General features: G+C 36.5%; 18 protein-coding genes and 1 tRNA gene. 17 read left to right on the top strand and 2 right to left on the bottom strand.

Translation table 11 applies throughout. The features are described from left to right. Positions 1-18: 18 nt before the first annotated feature. The 12 genes from sdhA to D1B33_RS15270 all read left to right on the top strand — a co-directional run bounded on the left by sdhA (position 19) and on the right by D1B33_RS15270 (position 8736). Positions 19-1764, top strand: coding sequence for a succinate dehydrogenase flavoprotein subunit (sdhA, locus tag D1B33_RS15325; protein WP_118877277.1), 1746 nt, complete (start codon positions 19-21; stop codon positions 1762-1764). Between the two features lie 21 nt (positions 1765-1785). Beyond that, a complete protein-coding gene (gene sdhB, locus D1B33_RS15320; RefSeq protein WP_118877276.1) occupies positions 1786-2565 on the top strand; it encodes a succinate dehydrogenase iron-sulfur subunit in 780 nt (259 codons plus the stop codon). A 368-nt stretch (positions 2566-2933) separates the two neighbouring features. Then, the gene (locus D1B33_RS15315) at positions 2934-3377 is read left to right on the top strand and encodes an acyl-CoA thioesterase (RefSeq protein ID WP_118877275.1); all 444 of its coding nucleotides are present in this window, start codon (positions 2934-2936) and stop codon (positions 3375-3377) included. Positions 3378-3449: 72 nt separating this feature from the next. Continuing rightward, positions 3450-3671, top strand: a complete 222-nt coding sequence (locus tag D1B33_RS15310; protein ID WP_036198757.1) for a helix-turn-helix domain-containing protein — start codon at positions 3450-3452, stop codon at positions 3669-3671. A gap of 138 nt (positions 3672-3809) precedes the next feature. After that, positions 3810-4253, top strand: a complete 444-nt coding sequence (locus D1B33_RS15305; RefSeq protein ID WP_118877274.1) for a MarR family winged helix-turn-helix transcriptional regulator — start codon at positions 3810-3812, stop codon at positions 4251-4253. A gap of 16 nt (positions 4254-4269) precedes the next feature. Continuing rightward, positions 4270-5064: a glutamate racemase gene (gene racE / locus D1B33_RS15300; protein ID WP_118877273.1), complete on the top strand. Its 795-nt coding sequence runs from the start codon at positions 4270-4272 to the stop codon at positions 5062-5064. Between the two features lie 167 nt (positions 5065-5231). Beyond that, on the top strand, positions 5232-5990 hold the full coding sequence (gene rph / locus D1B33_RS15295; RefSeq protein ID WP_118877272.1) for a ribonuclease PH: 759 nt from the start codon (positions 5232-5234) through the stop codon (positions 5988-5990). Then, positions 5990-6583 carry an XTP/dITP diphosphatase gene (locus D1B33_RS15290; RefSeq protein ID WP_118877271.1) on the top strand — a complete coding sequence of 198 codons (594 nt, stop codon included), beginning with the start codon at positions 5990-5992 and terminating at the stop codon, positions 6581-6583. Before rph ends, D1B33_RS15290 begins: the two co-directional genes overlap by 1 nt. 112 nt (positions 6584-6695) lie before the next feature. Continuing rightward, positions 6696-7199: a metallophosphoesterase gene (locus tag D1B33_RS15285; RefSeq protein WP_118877362.1), complete on the top strand. Its 504-nt coding sequence runs from the start codon at positions 6696-6698 to the stop codon at positions 7197-7199. Between the two features lie 102 nt (positions 7200-7301). Next, positions 7302-7375: transfer RNA gene (locus tag D1B33_RS15280), tRNA-Arg, on the top strand. 118 nt (positions 7376-7493) lie between these two features. Further along, positions 7494-8459 carry a tyrosine-type recombinase/integrase gene (locus D1B33_RS15275; protein ID WP_118877270.1) on the top strand — a complete coding sequence of 322 codons (966 nt, stop codon included), beginning with the start codon at positions 7494-7496 and terminating at the stop codon, positions 8457-8459. 25 nt (positions 8460-8484) lie between these two features. Further along, entirely contained in the window at positions 8485-8736 is a 252-nt protein-coding gene (locus D1B33_RS15270; protein WP_118877269.1) for a hypothetical protein, read from the top strand. A 1113-nt stretch (positions 8737-9849) separates the two neighbouring features. Here D1B33_RS15270 and D1B33_RS15265 read toward each other — a convergent pair. Both D1B33_RS15265 and D1B33_RS15260 read right to left on the bottom strand, forming a co-directional pair. Beyond that, positions 9850-10224 carry a cysteine-rich VLP protein gene (locus D1B33_RS15265; RefSeq protein ID WP_118877268.1) on the bottom strand — a complete coding sequence of 125 codons (375 nt, stop codon included), beginning with the start codon at positions 10222-10224 and terminating at the stop codon, positions 9850-9852. Between the two features lie 120 nt (positions 10225-10344). After that, positions 10345-10638 carry a hypothetical protein gene (locus tag D1B33_RS15260; RefSeq protein WP_118877267.1) on the bottom strand — a complete coding sequence of 98 codons (294 nt, stop codon included), beginning with the start codon at positions 10636-10638 and terminating at the stop codon, positions 10345-10347. 731 nt (positions 10639-11369) lie between these two features. On the opposite strand from D1B33_RS15260, the gene D1B33_RS15255 reads away from it, so the two are divergent. The 5 genes from D1B33_RS15255 to D1B33_RS15235 all read left to right on the top strand — a co-directional run bounded on the left by D1B33_RS15255 (position 11370) and on the right by D1B33_RS15235 (position 17871). Beyond that, a complete protein-coding gene (locus tag D1B33_RS15255) occupies positions 11370-12104 on the top strand; it encodes a hypothetical protein (protein WP_158583002.1) in 735 nt (244 codons plus the stop codon). Between the two features lie 685 nt (positions 12105-12789). Further along, positions 12790-12975 (top strand): hypothetical protein, encoded by a 186-nt coding sequence (locus D1B33_RS15250; protein ID WP_118877265.1) that lies wholly within the window; start codon positions 12790-12792, stop codon positions 12973-12975. 216 nt (positions 12976-13191) lie between these two features. After that, positions 13192-14208, top strand: a complete 1017-nt coding sequence (locus D1B33_RS15245) for a hypothetical protein (protein ID WP_118877264.1) — start codon at positions 13192-13194, stop codon at positions 14206-14208. 1479 nt (positions 14209-15687) lie between these two features. Further along, entirely contained in the window at positions 15688-16695 is a 1008-nt protein-coding gene (locus D1B33_RS15240) for a VOC family protein (protein WP_118877263.1), read from the top strand. 153 nt (positions 16696-16848) lie between these two features. Further along, positions 16849-17871 (top strand): amidohydrolase family protein, encoded by a 1023-nt coding sequence (locus D1B33_RS15235; RefSeq protein ID WP_233549503.1) that lies wholly within the window; start codon positions 16849-16851, stop codon positions 17869-17871. The last annotated feature ends 194 nt before the right edge of the window (positions 17872-18065 follow it).

Genomic DNA, 18065 nt, shown 5'->3' with positions numbered 1-18065 from the left:
AAGGAGTGAAGAGTAATCATGGCGAAAGCAAAAATCATCGTCGTAGGTGGCGGTTTAGCCGGATTGATGGCTACGATGAAAGCTGCCGAAGAAGGCGCTGAAGTTGAATTATTCTCATTAGTTCCCGTAAAACGTTCACACTCCGTATGTGCGCAAGGCGGAATTAATGGAGCTGTAAATACAAAAGGTGAAGGGGATTCTCCTTGGATCCACTTTGATGATACTGTTTATGGTGGGGACTTCCTGGCGAACCAACCACCTGTTAAAGCAATGTGTGATGCCGCTCCTGGTATCATTCACTTATTTGACCGTATGGGTGTTATGTTCAACCGTACGCCAGAAGGACTTTTAGACTTCCGTCGTTTCGGTGGTACACTAATGCACCGTACTGCATTCTCTGGTGCAACTACTGGCCAGCAATTACTTTACGCGTTGGACGAGCAAGTTCGTCGTTACGAAGTAGATGGCTTGGTAACGAAATACGAACATTGGGAATTCCTTGGCGCTGTTCTGGATGATGAAGGACATTGCCGCGGTATCGTAGCACAAGACATGAAAACAGAAGAAATCCAATCGTTCCGTGCTGACGCTGTCATCATGGCAACAGGCGGTCCTGGCATTATCTTCGGTAAATCCACAAACTCAATCATTAACACTGGTTCTGCTGCTTCTATTGTGTACCAACAAGGTGCAACTTATTCAAACGGTGAAATGATACAAATTCACCCAACAGCGATTCCTGGGGACGACAAAAACCGTCTGATGTCTGAATCCGCTCGTGGTGAAGGTGGACGTATTTGGACTTATAAAGACGGTAAACCTTGGTACTTCCTGGAAGAAAAATACCCTGCTTACGGTAACTTGGTACCTCGTGATATCGCAACCCGCGAAATCTTCGATGTATGTGTAAACCAAAAATTGGGTGTTAACGGTGAAAACGTTGTATACCTTGATTTATCTCATAAAGATCCACATGAGTTGGATGTTAAGCTTGGCGGTATCATTGAAATCTATGAAAAATTCGTAGGAGATGACCCACGCAAATTACCGATGAAAATCTTCCCTGCAGTTCACTATTCAATGGGCGGCTTATGGGTAGATTACGATCAAATGACTGAAATTCCTGGTCTTTTTGCTGCTGGTGAATGTGATTATTCACAACATGGCGCGAACCGTCTAGGAGCAAACTCATTACTTTCAGCGATTTACGGTGGTAGCGTAGCTGGCCCGAACGCTGTGAAATACGTTAAAGGCTTGAAAAAACATGCGGAAGATCTTCCACAATCCATTTATGATGTTCGTGTACAAGAAGAGCAAGCTAAATGGGAAGCAATCCTTAAAATGGACGGAACTGAAAACGCATACTTAATTCACAAAGAACTTGGTGAATTAATGACTGATAACGTAACGGTTGTACGTTACAATGATCGATTGGAAGCAACATACAACAAATTAACTGAATTACTGCAACGTTGGGAAAAGATTAATATCAACGATACGCAAAAATGGAGTAACCAAGGGGCTCACTTCACTCGTCAGTTGAAAAATATGTTATTCCTTGCACGTGTTATTACTAAAGGAGCACTTTTACGAAACGAATCACGTGGAGCGCACTACAAACCTGACTTCCCGGAACGTGATGATGAAAACTTCTTAAAAACAACGATGGCGAAGTTCAATCCACAAACTGGCGAGCCAGAAATCAGCTACCAAGAAGTAGACGTTTCCCTAATTCCACCACGTAAACGTGACTATTCTTCATAAACTTAAGGGGGGTCATAAATCATGACAACAGCAGTACAAACTGGTAGAACTGTTAAATTGGAAATCCTTCGTCAAGACACTGAAGGTGGCGCAACTCGTTGGGAAAAATTCGAAGTACCTTATCGTCCTGGTATGAACGTAATCTCTGCCTTAATGGCAATTCAACAAAACCCTGTGACAGTTGATGGAAAAGAAACATCTCCTGTAACTTGGGATATGAACTGTCTTGAAGAAGTATGTGGGGCATGTTCAATGGTGATCAATGGTCGTCCACGTCAATCTTGTTCAGCATTGATTGACCAACTGGAACAACCTATTAAACTAGAACCAATGAGCACTTTCCCGGTTGTACGTGACTTGCAAGTTGACCGCAGCCGCATGTTCAATGCACTTAAAAAAGTAAAAGCGTGGGTTCCAATCGATGGAAGCTATGACTTAGGCGAAGGTCCTCGTATGCCGGAACGTAAACGTCAATGGGCTTATGAATTATCTAAATGTATGACTTGTGGTGTATGTATGGAAGCATGTCCAAACGTGTCCGAAAAAGCTTCATTTATTGGACCAGCTCCATTGTCCCAAGTACGTCTATTCAACGCCCACCCAACAGGTGCGATGAATAAAGACGAGCGTTTAGCTGAAATCATGGGTGATGGTGGCCTTGCAAACTGCGGTAACTCACAAAACTGTGTTGCTGCTTGTCCAAAAGGGATTCCATTAACAACATCCATTGCAGCGCTTAACCGTGCAACAACAGTACAAATGTTCCGCAACTTCTTCGGATCAGACCATATGGTTGATTAATATACTATTTTACTAAAGTAGCTAAAGTAGAATCGTTTAATCGATTCATATTTAAAAAGGGTATCTAAGGTCATTTTATGACTTTTAGATACCCTTTTATTATGGATTGCATAATATAAACTGACATTCCTGCTTCATGCGCAAATTCGTTCGGTGAATAATTTCTTCTTTTTCAAATCCCCATGTTCCACATACTCTTTAGATGAAGGAGCAATTTCATCTAAAATGATAGTCTTGAAAAAACGGGTAAGAGTATCCTCTATATTTAATTCGTTCAAATCTGATATAATTATATGAACTATCATTCAGTAGAAACATTCAAAACAAATGAGTTGAGGAGAAAAGGGTAACAAAAGGGAGAGGTTGGCATGAAAGCAAATTATGTGGAAGATCCGCAGCTATGGATAGCTGAGTTTGAGTTTTCTGTGGAGGTAAAGGTCCGATTTTCTGAAACGGATATGTATGGCCATTTAAACAATACGGTTCCATTTATTTATTTTGAGTATGCCCGTATTGAATACTTAAAACATCTTGGCTTTCCATCGTTTTCAAATACAAACTCAGGTAAAATTCCGGTGGCAGCGGATTTGCAGTGTGATTTTTTAAAGCAAGTCTATTTTGATGAAACGCTTCAAATCTATGTAAAGATAGCCAGAATCGGAAATTCTTCCATTGATCTACATTATCTAGCGAAAAATGAAAAAGACGAACCATGCTTCATCGGTCGGGGGGCCATTGTACAAATCGATAAACCTTCCGGTAAAGCCGTTCCATGGAGCGAAAAAGAAAAATTAATATTACACGGAAAATAATGAAAATGCCCTCACAGCCTTGGAACTCTTATCATACTTTACATAGAAGAGGAGATAGGAGGGTGTTGCCTTATGAATAGCCCGCAGCATCGTTCGCTTTTGACGAAAAGAGAACGGGAAATTTTCCAGTTGCTTATCTTGGATTATTCTACGAAAGATATTTCGCAAAAGTTGGGCATTAGCGAAAAAACGGTGCGTAATCATATTTCAAACACGATTCAGAAGTTGGGTGTTTCCAGCAGATCACAAGCATTAATTGAATTGCTGAGGCTTGAGGAATTATCACTACACTGATTGGATACTTGCTATTTCGTCAAAAACACTTCAAAATAGAATGGAAATATGTCTGGCACATATACTGCTTAAAAGTTGTATAATCGAACTTCAAAGATGTAAAAGACAGATTGAATTCTTGAGGAGTGACTGCACTAAATGAGGAATGACGAAACGCACAGCCAAGAAACGGTAGCGCTTTTAGAAAAGGAACTTCGCTTTATTTCACATTTGATTAAACAAAAAGGCAGAGAGATTTTAAACAACTATACGATAACTCCTCCACAGTTTGTAGCGCTCCAATGGCTGCATGAATTGGGCGATATGACAATTGGCGAATTATCGAATAAAATGTATTTGGCTTTTAGTACGACAACGGATTTAGTTGATCGTATGGAAAAAAATGAATTAGTAGTGCGTGTTCGTGATGAGCAAGACCGCCGAGTTGTACACATTCATTTACTTAAAGAAGGCGAACGAATCATAGAAGAAGTAATTATGAAAAGACAAAGCTACTTGCGAGAGTTGTTAGTCGATTTTCATCAAGAAGAAGTCGAATCCTTATCAAGATTACTTCATAAATTACATCAACAAAAGGAATAGGATTGAGGCGGTTTTTGTGAATGCCCCGATAGGCGTTATTGATTCAGGTGTTGGCGGCTTAACGGTTGCCAAACAAATAATGAAATTATTACCAAATGAAACGATTTATTATATTGGCGATACAGCAAGGTGTCCATATGGACCGCGAAACAGACGAGAAGTATTGCAGTTTACGTGGCAAATGGCGAAAGCCTTGGTCAAGATGAATATTAAAATGCTAGTGGTTGCGTGCAATACAGCGACTGCCGTGGCATTGGATAGTCTGCAAAAACATTTGCCGATCCCGGTTGTGGGCGTCATTAATGCAGGCGCACGCGCTGCGGAAAAGCAAACGAAACGCAATGAAATTGCCGTACTTGCAACAGAAGGGACCATAAAAAGCGGTGCATATGAAAATGCTCTTTTTTCCCTGAACTCCAAGGCGAAAGTAATCCCTCTTGCGTGTCCAACATTTGTTCCGCTTGTAGAAAGCGGCGAATATGAAGGACAGTTTGCCTACGATTTAGTGGCAAAAGGCTTAAAACCGCTTGCCGATCAAAAGTTCGATACAGTCATTTTAGGATGTACACATTATCCAATTATTCAGCATCATATCGAAAAGGCACTAGGATCCCATGTGGCAGTCCTCTCTTCAGCAGAGGAAACGGCAAAAGAAGTGAAAGATCTATTGGAATATAATCATACACTTTCCGATTCCGGGAAAAAGCCTCACCATATTTTCTTTGCTACAGGTTCAGTACCGATTTTTCGAACGATTGCAAACAACTGGCTGGAGTCAAAAGAATTGGATATACGGCGCATTAAATTATAAGCTTAGGTATATCCGAGCGATTGTCAACTTTAGGTTGGCAACTTATACGATGCTCACGGGTAGGCATTCTACTTGTGGGCATTTTTTTGCATCAATAACGAAACTCGAAATGTATGAGAAATTATGGTACCATGAATACCGCGAACAACGAGGAGGATAAAGTATATATGACAAGACATGATGGACGAGCTGTAGATCAATTGCGCCCAGTCACAATCGAACCAAATTATTTAATGCACCCGGAAGGCTCTGTTTTGATCCAGGTGGGCAATACAAAGGTCATTTGTACGGCGACAATCGATGATCGGGTTCCCGGCTTCCTGCGTGGGCAGGGAAAAGGATGGATCACAGCAGAATATTCTATGCTTCCAAGAGCAACAGCAGAACGGACACAGCGTGATTCTTCTCGTGGAAAAGTAAATGGGCGTACGATGGAAATTCAGCGTCTAATCGGACGAGCGCTGCGAGCTGTCGTTGATTTAGAGGCATTGGGCGAAAAAACGATATGGATCGACTGCGACGTGATTCAAGCAGATGGCGGAACACGTACAGCTTCAATCACAGGTGCATTTGTTGCCTTAACACTGGCTCTTGCGAAAATTCATGAAACAAAACCATTCAGGAAGTTTCCAATTGTCGACTTTTTGGCGGCAACAAGTGTAGGCTTTGTCGCTGAAAACGGGGCTGTTTTAGACTTGGACTATCCAGAAGATTCAGCAGCGGCTGTCGATATGAACCTGGTGATGACAGGCAGTGGTCGCTTTGTTGAAATTCAGGGAACGGGGGAAGAAGCTACATTCTCACGTGCCGAATTGAATGAATTATTGGATTTAGGCGAAAAGGGGATCTCATCATTGATTGAAATCCAAAAAACCGTGCTGGGTGATGCGGCAAACTTAGTGGGCATGACAAAGGAGGAAGTATAATGAAAAGAGTAGTAATCGCAACAAAAAATAAAGGCAAAGCAAAAGATTTTGAAGCTTTATTTAATCCTTTAGGTTTTGAAGTGGTGACAATGTTTGAAGTTGCACCGGATATGGAAATAGAAGAAACAGGCAAGACATTTGAAGAGAATGCCATTTTAAAGGCGGAAACCCTATCACGGGCGCTTGGGACGCTTGTCATTGCGGATGACAGCGGTTTAGCGGTAGATGCTTTGAATGGTGAACCAGGCGTGTATTCTGCGCGCTATGCAGGCGACCATGATGATGAAGCAAACATCGTAAAGGTATTGGAGAATTTGAAGGGTGTAGCGGAAGAGAAGCGTACAGCCCGTTTTTGCTGTGCTTTGGCAATTGCCGGGCCTGAATTGGAGACCTATACAGTGTTTGGTACATGTGAAGGTGTTATCCTAAATGAGAAACGAGGAACAAATGGATTTGGCTATGATCCGATTTTCTTTGTTCCCGAACTGGACCGTACAATGGCACAACTGACGCCTGAAGAAAAAGGAGCCATTTCACATCGCGGTAACGCAATCCGCAAATTAGCAGAAGAGCTGCCAAGTTTAATCAAATAAGCACAGCGATTCGAATGAGAGTGGTGTTTTGCCCGGCATCTTTAAAGAATATTTTTCATATAAATTAGTATCCAATAAAGATGCCGGCAATCTTTTGATTGGAGGGATAAAGGTGAAATTATTAATCATGAGCGATACACACGGGGATGCGGAAGTCATTAATCGCGCCCGTGATGCCCATACTGATGTAGATGTAGTCATCCACTGTGGGGACAGTGAACTGCCGTTTGATCATCCGTATTTAGAGGGAGTAAAAAAGGTACGCGGAAATTGCGATGCCGACGCTCGTTTTCCGGATGAAGTGATATTTGAAACGGATGGGGTAAAAGGATTCGTGGCGCATGGTCATTTATTGAATGTGAAGTCGACAATCATGAATTTGCTATACCGTTCAAAAGAAGTGGGTGCAAATATAGCCTGTTTCGGTCATTCCCATCTACTGGGCGTTGAACTGGTGGATGATATTTTGCTCGTGAATCCCGGAAGCTTGTTAAAGCCGCGCGGAATAAAAGACAAAAGTTATGTAGTTGCTGAGTGGAAGGACGAAACTTGGACAGTCACTGCGTTTACAGATCGCGAGGAAGTAATCTTTACAAATGTATTCGAACTATCATAATCCTCAACTTTCAAAAAAAAAATCATAAAATGTATTGACATTTTATCAATTTAGCTATAGAATAAATATTGTCTTTAATGGTTGTTGCCATTAAGATCAAATGTCTCAGTAGCTCAGCCGGATAGAGCATACGCCTTCTAAGCGTACGGTCGGGGGTTCGAATCCCTCCTGGGACGTCATTTTTTACAACGTTATACTTAGAGAAATAAGCACTTTCGCTTATGATTCAGTTTTACAGTACTCGGTCAGTCGAGTTTCTGTACTAACGAATTATAAACGGAGGTGCTTTTTCTTTTGACTAAAAAGAAAGGAATATTTGATATACAGATTGAACAACCGTTAATTCAAGTTAGAAAACGTCAAGAAAAGCGTAATGAAATTACAATTGAACAAGCATTGTGGGTAATTCTGAAGCAGCTTGAAGTTAGTGGTTGTCGTGAAAGAACGCTTTATGATTACAGTACAATTGTTCATTATTTTATCAGGGATACTAAAGTTGAGTATCTGATAGATATAACCAGTGATATTATTTATTCTTGGCTGGCACAGATGAACGTTAAAAATACTACTAAATTAACACGTTTAAAATGTTTTAAAGCTTTTTTAGGACGTTGCTTTGATAATGGGTGGTTTGCAAATAAGTTTTGGCGGTCTGTAAATATAAAAGTAGATACAGAAATTAAAGAAGGGGCAACTGATGAAGATGTGAACTTTCTTTTATCTGTTCTTGATTATACAAAGTTTATTGATTTAAGAAATGCTACTGCAATCCTTTTGATGTATCGTTGTGGGTTAAGAATAGGGACTATCGCACGTATGAGAGAAAAACATGTTGATTTAATTGGACGAAAACTACAGCTTGATGGAGATGTAATGAAAAATCATAAAGGTTTAATTTTACCGTTAGATGAACAAACAACTTATTTACTAGAGGTTTTAATAAAGCAAAATAGATTAATTCGAGAAGAATATAAAGAAAGTAATGATAATTTGTTTATCACAGTTAAAGGAAAACCAACAACAAACGCAATTACGTCCAATTCAATCCAAAAGCAGCTTAGAAAATATACATTGAACTATGGAATCAATAATATAAATCCTCATGCCCTAAGACGTGGTTTTGCAAAAAACTTGTATACAAAATCTAATGATTTATTGTTAGTGTCGAAAGCACTTGGACATAATGACTTGTCTGTAACTACAAAATATTTGCATACCGAATTAACGGATATTGCTGATAAGCTTAAAGATTATTTATAAGTAAGGAAATCAAGGAGTGTTTTCAATGGTAAATTGTTTTAAACTCTATGAAATTGATGGAAAGCGCTGGTTTATTGAAGCACAACATCATTATACGAAGTTGTCAGAAAGTAAAGAAGTTTATTTGAATTCAGAGAGTACACCAGATCAAAAGGATGATTCTATTTTATTAGGAATAGGAGACAGTGAAAAACAACTTCTTTTTACTTGTGGCGTGGAAGAAATTGAAAGGTTTGCGATAACATTATTAAACCTTTGCCATGACATTAAATACTGATGTAGAGATTGTAAATAGAAAAAAGCTACCTACTGCGAATAGGTAGCCACATTTAGTAAATCGAACCACAGTTCACCTAAATAAACCCAATACGATATACCTTATAACTTGCCTTAATTTTATCGAAAAAAATTGAGATTTGCAAGGCATTATTAAATGCACCCTTTTTTAGGTATATCCAACGTGGAAACCTAGTAACACGTTGTTAAAATAAACTTGACCGGTTATGACTTAGCCGATGCAATAACTAAGTCTAGGACACAAGAAATAGTATCCTTGTTTGCTATTGTGTCTGAATGGTGCTGACAGAAGTAGATTAGTAGGTGTATTGTTCGAGAGAACGCATTTAACAAGGTCATACATAAACGGATACCTCAAATGACGGATTCATGTAAAAATAAACAAGATGCAAATCACTGTCTATGTCTCAGATTATTAACTTTCAGAAATGTAGGCAGTCATTTTGCGCCAAGCCGTTGTCCTCAACTCTGGCTTTATGATAAATTGGTTTCATAAAAATATGCAAGTAAAAGTAAAAAAGAAACTACCAAAGGCAGTTTCTCAATTACTCTATGAAAAACTGTGCATCAGGTTGATGTCTTTCCGCCGGAAACTCATGAAGAATCGCAGTGATATATAACATTAATGCAACTTCAGTATCTTCATCAATACAAAATTGTAATTTTAATAATTCTAATGCGGAGTTATATTTTGACTTTATAATGTCGCAATATTCGTAAACATGGTTACGGTTAAGATCACGTAGACGAAGAACTTCTCTAGCAGTTATTCAAATAACGCTATCAAAAGCGATTTGTTGTAATAAATTTTCGTGTTCATCAAGTTGTAAATCTAATTCTTTTAGCATTTTATGTTTCCACCTTTTTGTTAGTTTTTCTTAATAGCTGAAAGGAACATTTTTATTAGTCCTTTCTCATTAATAACGATAAGATAATTCATTTCAGACATTTCGAGTTGAACAACAGTTTTCTAATTAGAAAATGATATATCGAGGCAAAACTATTAATTTATGAATCTTAGTTTATCTAGTCCTTGATACAGAAGGTTTACAACTACTAAAACTGTTGTTATTTAGACTGTATTACTTACGTTTCATATTCGACTTCCGGTATGTTTGTTTTCTAGATTTTCTACAAAAAGCACTGCAATACCGGTTACTCTTGAAGTAGGTTTAAATTGCTTTTCACAGCGTTTACAAGGTTTGTAGCTGAAATGCGTAACAGGAACTTCATAACAATCTTCATTTTCCCTGTAACTGATTCCATGCAGATGTTCATAAGCTGTTTGAAGTTCTGGATCGTTAGGTAGAACAGCTTCTTCAAACCAATCACAAGAAATACAGTTACCGTATTTTGTGAAGTAGTCACATTCACTCTCAGTTAAAAGACAATTACCATCTATGTAATTCGCACATTTATTTTTACACAATCTTTTAACTTTAGTTAGTGTCCTATTATCGAGTAGCATAAATATCCCTCCCTATTTTATTTTTAATAAACAAAAAAATTCTCCTTCCCTTACCAGATAGAGAATCAAAATCTTCTCTACACTTGATAACGGAAGGAGAATAAATTTCAGACATGCAACTTACAAAACTTTTTTATTAGCAAATTTATTAAGATAGTCCACATCATCCTCTGTATATTGTCCGGTTATAAGTCGTTTAATTTCACCTAATGAAAGCTGAAGATAAACACCGTTATACTGATTTTTGTAAGTTGGATTAAAAGGGGATTTAATTTCTAAGGTAGGATAAATATTCTTCTGACGGCCAGCATTAATCAGAACCTGTTGAAGTTGTGAATCAATATTACCTAGTTCACGTAAATATTCAGATTGCTTCAGTATTTCATCAACATACAGCTTCTTAAAATGCATCATGTTGGCGTAGCACTTATCTTCAATTATCTTCCTATCTTCAGCGAATAGCTTTTGGATTTCAACCGCCTTGTCACCAATCTAGTACGTGTATTGTTGAAAGGCATTAGAAAAAATCAATCTTTCTTCTTGTTTTTCGGCCAACTCATTCTGGTATTAATTTCAAAAGTAATTTAATTTTTGAAAACCTATGTATGCATTGTTTTTTGCATATTTATTAGAACGATTTTGTACGTCAGTTATGTTCACACTCCGTTACCAGTTCCGAATCATGTCCAGGCATCCTAATAATAAGGTTTTAATCACTGGTAAAAAGTACATGTGTGGAGATTTTAGTAAAAAAGATAAATTTGTCTCCTTCAAAAAGTCTTCTAATATTCCAACGTATAGGGTTCCGATAATTTACTTCACTGCGTGATTGATTGTTTCTGAAAATGTATATTTTCCAATGTCAATTGGTACTAAGGAAAACATGATGTTATCTTCCTTCTGAATATAGCTGATATTAAAACTGGGGAATATTTGGTCAAACGAGCAACATTTGATATACTTGATTTTAGGGAAAAAGGAGGATGTTTTTATATTTAAAAGAACTAAAGTCATATAAAAATAATTATTAAACTTAATAATTATTACAAGACAAATGCTTGGATTTATTCGAAGTGGAATTTGGATCTAACATATAAGGGTGAATTAAATGAAAATACATAATTGCAATGGTGACTGACGATAGATTGCGTAATAGAGTTGTATATTCTAAAAACGCCTATACAGAATGTATATATTGCGGAGAAGAGTCAGGAACAAGGGACCATGTTCCTTCAAAGGTTTTTCTGAATAAGCCTTTTCCAGAGAATCTTCCAACGTTACCAGCCTGCATAAAATGTAATAATTCTTATTCAAATGATGAATTAGTAGTTTCACTTCTGGTTCAATTATTAAAGCAAAAACACTATGGATCAGAATACTCTTTTTCTGAAGAAATAATGTCAAGGATAGAGAACGAGAGAAATGTTGATATAGTAAATAACATTAGAGATAGTATAAGTTCAGGTCAAGTAAGTAAATTTCATAATCAAATTTTAAATGTATTGGCCAAATTAGCTATTGGGCATTTAGTATGGGAAATATCTGAAGGATATTATGTTGATGAGGAAAGTACTTCATGTTCAGTTAGTCTAAGCTATTCTTTTCTTAATGACATGCATAAACAAGAGATAAATGAATTCTCGAGCTACTTCATTATCACAAATGAAACATTACCTGAACTTGGGAGTAGAGCTTATGATGAAAGAATTTTAGTTTTTGAAAGTGATGGGGTGGAACCACAACTATTATTAGATTGGGTAGAAGTACAACCATTAGAGTATAAGTACACTTGTTATAAGTTTGTTAATGAAATTGTTGTAAAAATGGTAATAAATAACTTACTATTTGCAGAAGTAACCTTAAAAAACGCTTATTCTTAATTACAATAACAAAAGGAAAGTTTCAAAAGAGGGGAAACTATATCCTATAGGACAAGATTGATAAGGGTGCTATAACTAAGGAGGAGGATGATTTTTAAGGTGAATTAATATACAAAACGTGGAATGAGAAACATGTCAGGAATTCGACCATTAAAATTTGTTAATAGATTCACGGGTATGCCTACCTAATTTTAGTAAAAGTAATACATCTCCCTAAGGGGGAAATCCTTGGAATGACATAATAGACTTTTCTTCGTTATTGGGGGGATGCAAAGTATAATAAAGTAAAGAAATTTTATGATTGTGAAGGAATCAAATATTAGATCTTATAAATCATTCTGTATTAGAGGGGAACTATGGTGTTTTACCCCCAATCCTTCATTTCTCTAAGCCACCTAAAGGTATAGTAAGTTTTAATGGCTTATGTATTTTGAAAAGTTAGAACTTACATGGTTTGTAGATAAAGAGACTGGTTTACCTATAAAAAATTATAGATGCCACCTTACAATTCTTGGATAATGATGAAGTAAATATTTCAAGGCTACATAGTAGAGCAAGAAGTCAAAAATTTGAACAGGTAGAACAGTTAGATAAGATGTCCCCTCTTGCCTGGAGGAGTTATAAACTTGGAAAAGTAGATAAGCTACGAGTATAGGAGAGTCATATAAGGAGTAAGGGTTAGGGGTTGCCAGTAAAAGGATCTGAGGATGAAAAAATCTTAGAACAATTGATCTCATTAAAATCCTATGAATTTGAAGCAGTTACTGTAGCACTTTTTAAACAGTTAAAAGATGTTACGCATTCAATAACTCAAACAAGACTATCAAAAGATGGTGGATTTGATTTTAGGGGGCATTTTACTTTACCCTAACCTTTATTATACGATATCCAATTTAAAGGGAGACGGTTACCCAATTAAGGTTAGATATAGTATTACTGCTTAAAGAATTAAGATTAGTTCATAATGATTCAATAGATAATAACTGGTTACAAACAGTATTAAATAATAAATAACTAACTGATGATATTTTGATAATATTATTAACGTGAGAAATGCCATAAATTTTATTGATTGGGGATATAATAGGTGTCAATTCAAAAGAGAATGGAAACATATACCGCTGAACAAATTGCAATGCTCAATTTAGAAAAAAAGTATTTCAATTTTCTATGGGAGATTTTTTCTTCAGAGGAATTCGAGAAGAGTTTAAAAGATTCTGAAGCATACATAATTAAAAATTATGAAGTATTACATAGGAAGTGGGATAATAATAAATTTAAAGTACCATTTGAAAGGATTATGCGTCACCTTCTATATAAGAAGTTAATAGAAAATGACTTAATTGTTGATATATATCCATCACCAGTAAGTGGTGATATGGGAATAGTAACGAAGGATGCAATAATTAATATAGATGCAAAAACAATAAATGCAAAAACTAATAGTGGAGATATAAAATGGTTACAGTATTTGCCTAACCAAACAAGTTTTAGGCATGTAAGGATTTTACACGAGGAATATGGTTTAGAGGTTGAGAGTAATTTGCCAGAATACGACACTTACAATAACGGCTCATTACCTGTATTATCATACTTTCTAAAAGCTATTTACTATGATGATAATAAATCCTTTAGTTTGGATAGGAATGAATTTAGAGACTCACTTAGTCTAGTATGCTTTCCTAATGGGGTTTTAAGTCCTTTATTTGAAAATGAATTAATTTCAGGGCAAAAAACATATCTTTATTATAAACTACGAGATGGTAAATACTACAAGCCAAAACTAATAGGCTCAAAAGAAGTAGTAGATAACTGGATTGAAACTGGAACCTTTTTTGCAGAAGTAAAGAAAATAATTCCAGACACTTTGAAGTGGGAAGAGGTTGAAAGAGAAACAGCTCGTATAAAATATAGTTATTACGACATAGAAAATAATACTTTATGGATAGTAGTTAGGAGAGGAACCGCAGGAAATTTTATTTATAATCTTGAAGCGGTAGTGGGAGTTGATACTCCTAGAGTTGATCTATTAGATTTAAAGGATCGATTTGATGGAGAAAATAAGCACTGGTTAGGTTATAAGAGTAAAAAGTTTACCTTATAATAAAATTCACCTTATTTTAAACTGGCTTATATAAAATTTTAGTAATTCATTATATATATACTAGTTCTTGTTAAAGAAATAGGAATAGAACATATATTAATAAATCACCGTAAAACAAATTAATGGTTGCTATAGTCACCTGTTTTTGGGTAGAGTTCTTCTTTTCTTTGTACTAGCTATTAATAAAATATTAAAACTAAATAATATTTTGAAACCTTCAAATTCAGTATGAATATAATGTAGGTTATGTTTTTTCTAATAGTAGAAAGCATAGTAATTGAAGTAAATGTTAATCGCGTACTGTATAACATTATGACTACCCTCGCAACGATTAAGTGAATAAAATATAAGTAGCATTGATCTGTTTAAGTGAATTTAATTATATTCAGCTTGTTGAGTAAGCACGAAATATAATATAATATAATATAATATATCTAACTCGGTCAGAGTTCGAGAACTGTAATACTGAATTATATTTAAATATAACGTTTGTCGACATATATTTTAACTAGGTCGGGGGTTCGAATCCCTCCTGGGACGTCATAGAAATTTAGAAAAAGGAAGTCAACGTTATTACTCGTTGACTTCCTTTTTTTATTGAGAATAAATTCTAAAAAGGCTGGAGATTTCAACGAGACTTTTTGCGCTGAATCGAGATGAGGGAAAAAGGGATGAAAGATATCCGTTTAAAAGTTTGTAGACTCAATAGATTGATAAACGTTATGCTATTTGACCTTTTTTTGGCTCAAATAGCATCTTTTTTATCTTCTTAATCTAATGGAATCGACAATTCAGCTTGCATGCAAAGCATGGTGTAGGATGCTCTGATTTTATTGGAATGGATTTACTGCTTTGGTTCGAGAACTGTGATCGTACCGAATTATTTTCCCTGTGTAAACAAAGTGAGAGTTCCAAATGAGTTTCCCCCCCGAAGTTCCTTAAAAATTATCTTTATGAAACTTATAGTAATAAGATTCTTCACGGATAAACAAGTTTCAGCTTGTTGTTAACTAGTTAAACAAAGAACATTAAGTACTGAAACTTACTAATTCCTTTATAATCGTCAAATTTCTATAAAATAAAAAATAATTATTATTTTGTTGCGTATAGAAGAACAATGATGTTGTACATGAAATAATGTGATGATATCTTAATTTTTAGAAAAGTTTGAAAAATCAAAACGATGAAGGGGTCTTGTTATAGAGGAAAAAAAGAATTCAGGAATTTAACTGTCGTCCGGTAGAGAGTATGGAAGAAAAATACCTTGGTGGAGTTGAGGGAATTAGCAATTTTCAATAGGGCTTAGTAGTTTTATTTGGAGTTATTTTAGGTGAGAATGGCAATTTATTATTTAACTTTAAACAGCATATATTTGATAAAAGCGTCTGCGGATCGTATATGTTTTGACTGCGACGAAGCTTGCTAATAGGCATTTGATTTTTTCATAAAAATAAAATTGGAGATAGGGGATATGTAACGATGAGTATTTCAAAAGAGACGATTAATCATGAACAATCACTTTTAGAAAAACTGGAAAAACAAATGACAAGTGTTGCCCATCTTGGTCACGTAGAAATTGGAGTGACGAATTTAGAAAAATCATTGTGGTTTTTTACAGAAGTGATGGGTCTTTATGTATCAGCCAATGAGGGGGACAAAGTCTATTTAAGAGCTTGGCAAGATTTTGATCACCATACGTTGGTTCTTAATAAATCGGATGTCTCTTGTGTTAAGCAGATTGCTTGGCGGGTAAGTTCACCTGAATCCTTGAAAGCTTTTGAAAGACAGTTCAAGGACATGAACATGGAGTTCAAATGGATTGAAGGCGGGACTAAAAAAGGACAAGGTGACACACTCCAATTTAGATCACCTGCCGGATTACCGATTGAATTATATTGGGAGAAGGAATTGTTTGTGAACACTGATCCTGCTACAGCCTCAAAACTTCCTAGTCATCCTAGTAAATACACAGGTAAGGGAGTATCTCCCCGACGCTTTGATCACGTGAATATATTAGTCAATGATGTGGCGAAGGAGCAACAATGGTGGACAAATTTGTTAGGCGTTCACCACCGCTATTACATTCAAAATGATGAAAATGTTCGTTTGGGTTCATGGCTGAGCCGTACGAATATTGCACATGAAATTGCTTTGATGCGTAACTCGAATCAGAATGGCGCACTATTCCATCACTTGGCATACTATTTAGATTCACCGGATGAATTGATTAGAGCCGCTAACTTAATGGCCGAAAATGATATTAAAATCGAATGGGGTCCTGGAAAACATGGAACGAGCGGTGCACAATTTATTTATGTCTTTGAACCATCCGGACATAGGGTTGAAATCTGGACGGGAGGATTCTTGATCTTTGCTCCGGATTGGAAACCGATTGAGTGGGGACCTGAGGCTGGCCCACTGGGTCTTGATATGTGGGGGAGTAAAGCACCGGAGTCTTACTTTGCTTACGGAACAAAATTCCTGTAATTCATTTTAGTCACCAAAAACAGTCTATTAAATGAGATGGATTTAGAATTCTATCTATCTCATTTCACCTATACAACAAGATGAGTAAATGCCTCTTGATTTTAAAATGGTAATCAGAGTATGCAAGTATTTAAGGGAAAGGAGATGTTTTTGTTGTCAGAAAAAAAATTACGCGTTGATTTTCATACGCATATTATACCAGAAGACTTTCCAGATTTGGCGGCAAAGTATGGAGATGAGCGTTTTCCGACGATGATCAAAACATGCGATTGCGGCGCCGAGATTATGGTAAAAGGGAAGACATTTCGAAAAATTACCGATCAAGCGTGGGATGCGGAGAAACGAATTGCCGATATGGATAAAGAAGGAATTGATATTCAAGTGTTATCGCCTATCCCGGTGACAATTTCATACTGGGCAAATCCTGAAGCTGGTTTAGAACTCGCAAAAGTTCAAAATGATTTTATTGCTTCTGTAGTGCAGGAATTTCCAAATCGATTTATTGGTTTGGGAACAGTTCCATTGCAAAGTGTAGAAATCGCTATTCAAGAAATGGATAGAGCGGTTCATCAATTGGGATTAAAAGGTCTTCAAATAGGTTCAAATGTCGATGGCCTTAATCTGGATGACAGCTCTTTGTTTCCATTTTTTGAAGCTGCGGAAAAATGGAATGTGCCGCTTTTTGTACATCCCTGGGCAACGTTGGGCGGAGAAAGAATGCCTAGACATAACTTTATGTATATGATTGGAATGCCTTCTGAGACGGCACTTGCAGCAGGAAGCATTATTATGAGCGGAATGCTGGATAAACTTCCAAATCTTAAACTTTGCTTTGCTCACGGCGGCGGTTCCTTACCATATCTTCTGCCGAGAATGGATAAAGGTTGGGAAGTGTGGCCGGACATTAGACAAACGGAAAAACCACCAAGTTATTATGCGAAGAAACTATATTATGATTCGCTTGTTTATGACCCTGTAAATCTTCAATATATGATTGAAAGATTCGGTACTAAACAAATTATCGCAGGATCAGATTATCCATTTTTACTAAGGGAAGTGCCTTCTGGGAAAGTAGTAGATGATTTGGAAGCGCTATCAGAAGAGGATGCGAAGTTAATACTTGGTCAAAATGCAATAAGATTTTTGGGTTTACACGAGCTGGCCAAATTATGGTGAAACGCAAAGGCTTATGAACTGAGTTGCGAGAATGAGCTGCTGTCTGGGACTTCAACTAAAAATTCTACTAAAATCGGCAAGAATGTAAAAACTACACAACCCTAAAAAACTTAAAGATAACCTGCTCTATAATAAGCCAGTAATTGTTTCCCTTGGGTTAACGGAAATTATTATGAAGGCTTTAATTTATCGTG

The sequence above is a fragment of the Ureibacillus yapensis genome (assembly GCF_003515775.1).
Classification (GTDB): domain Bacteria; phylum Bacillota; class Bacilli; order Bacillales_A; family Planococcaceae; genus Ureibacillus; species Ureibacillus yapensis.
This window is presented reverse-complemented; position numbering and strand designations above follow the sequence as displayed.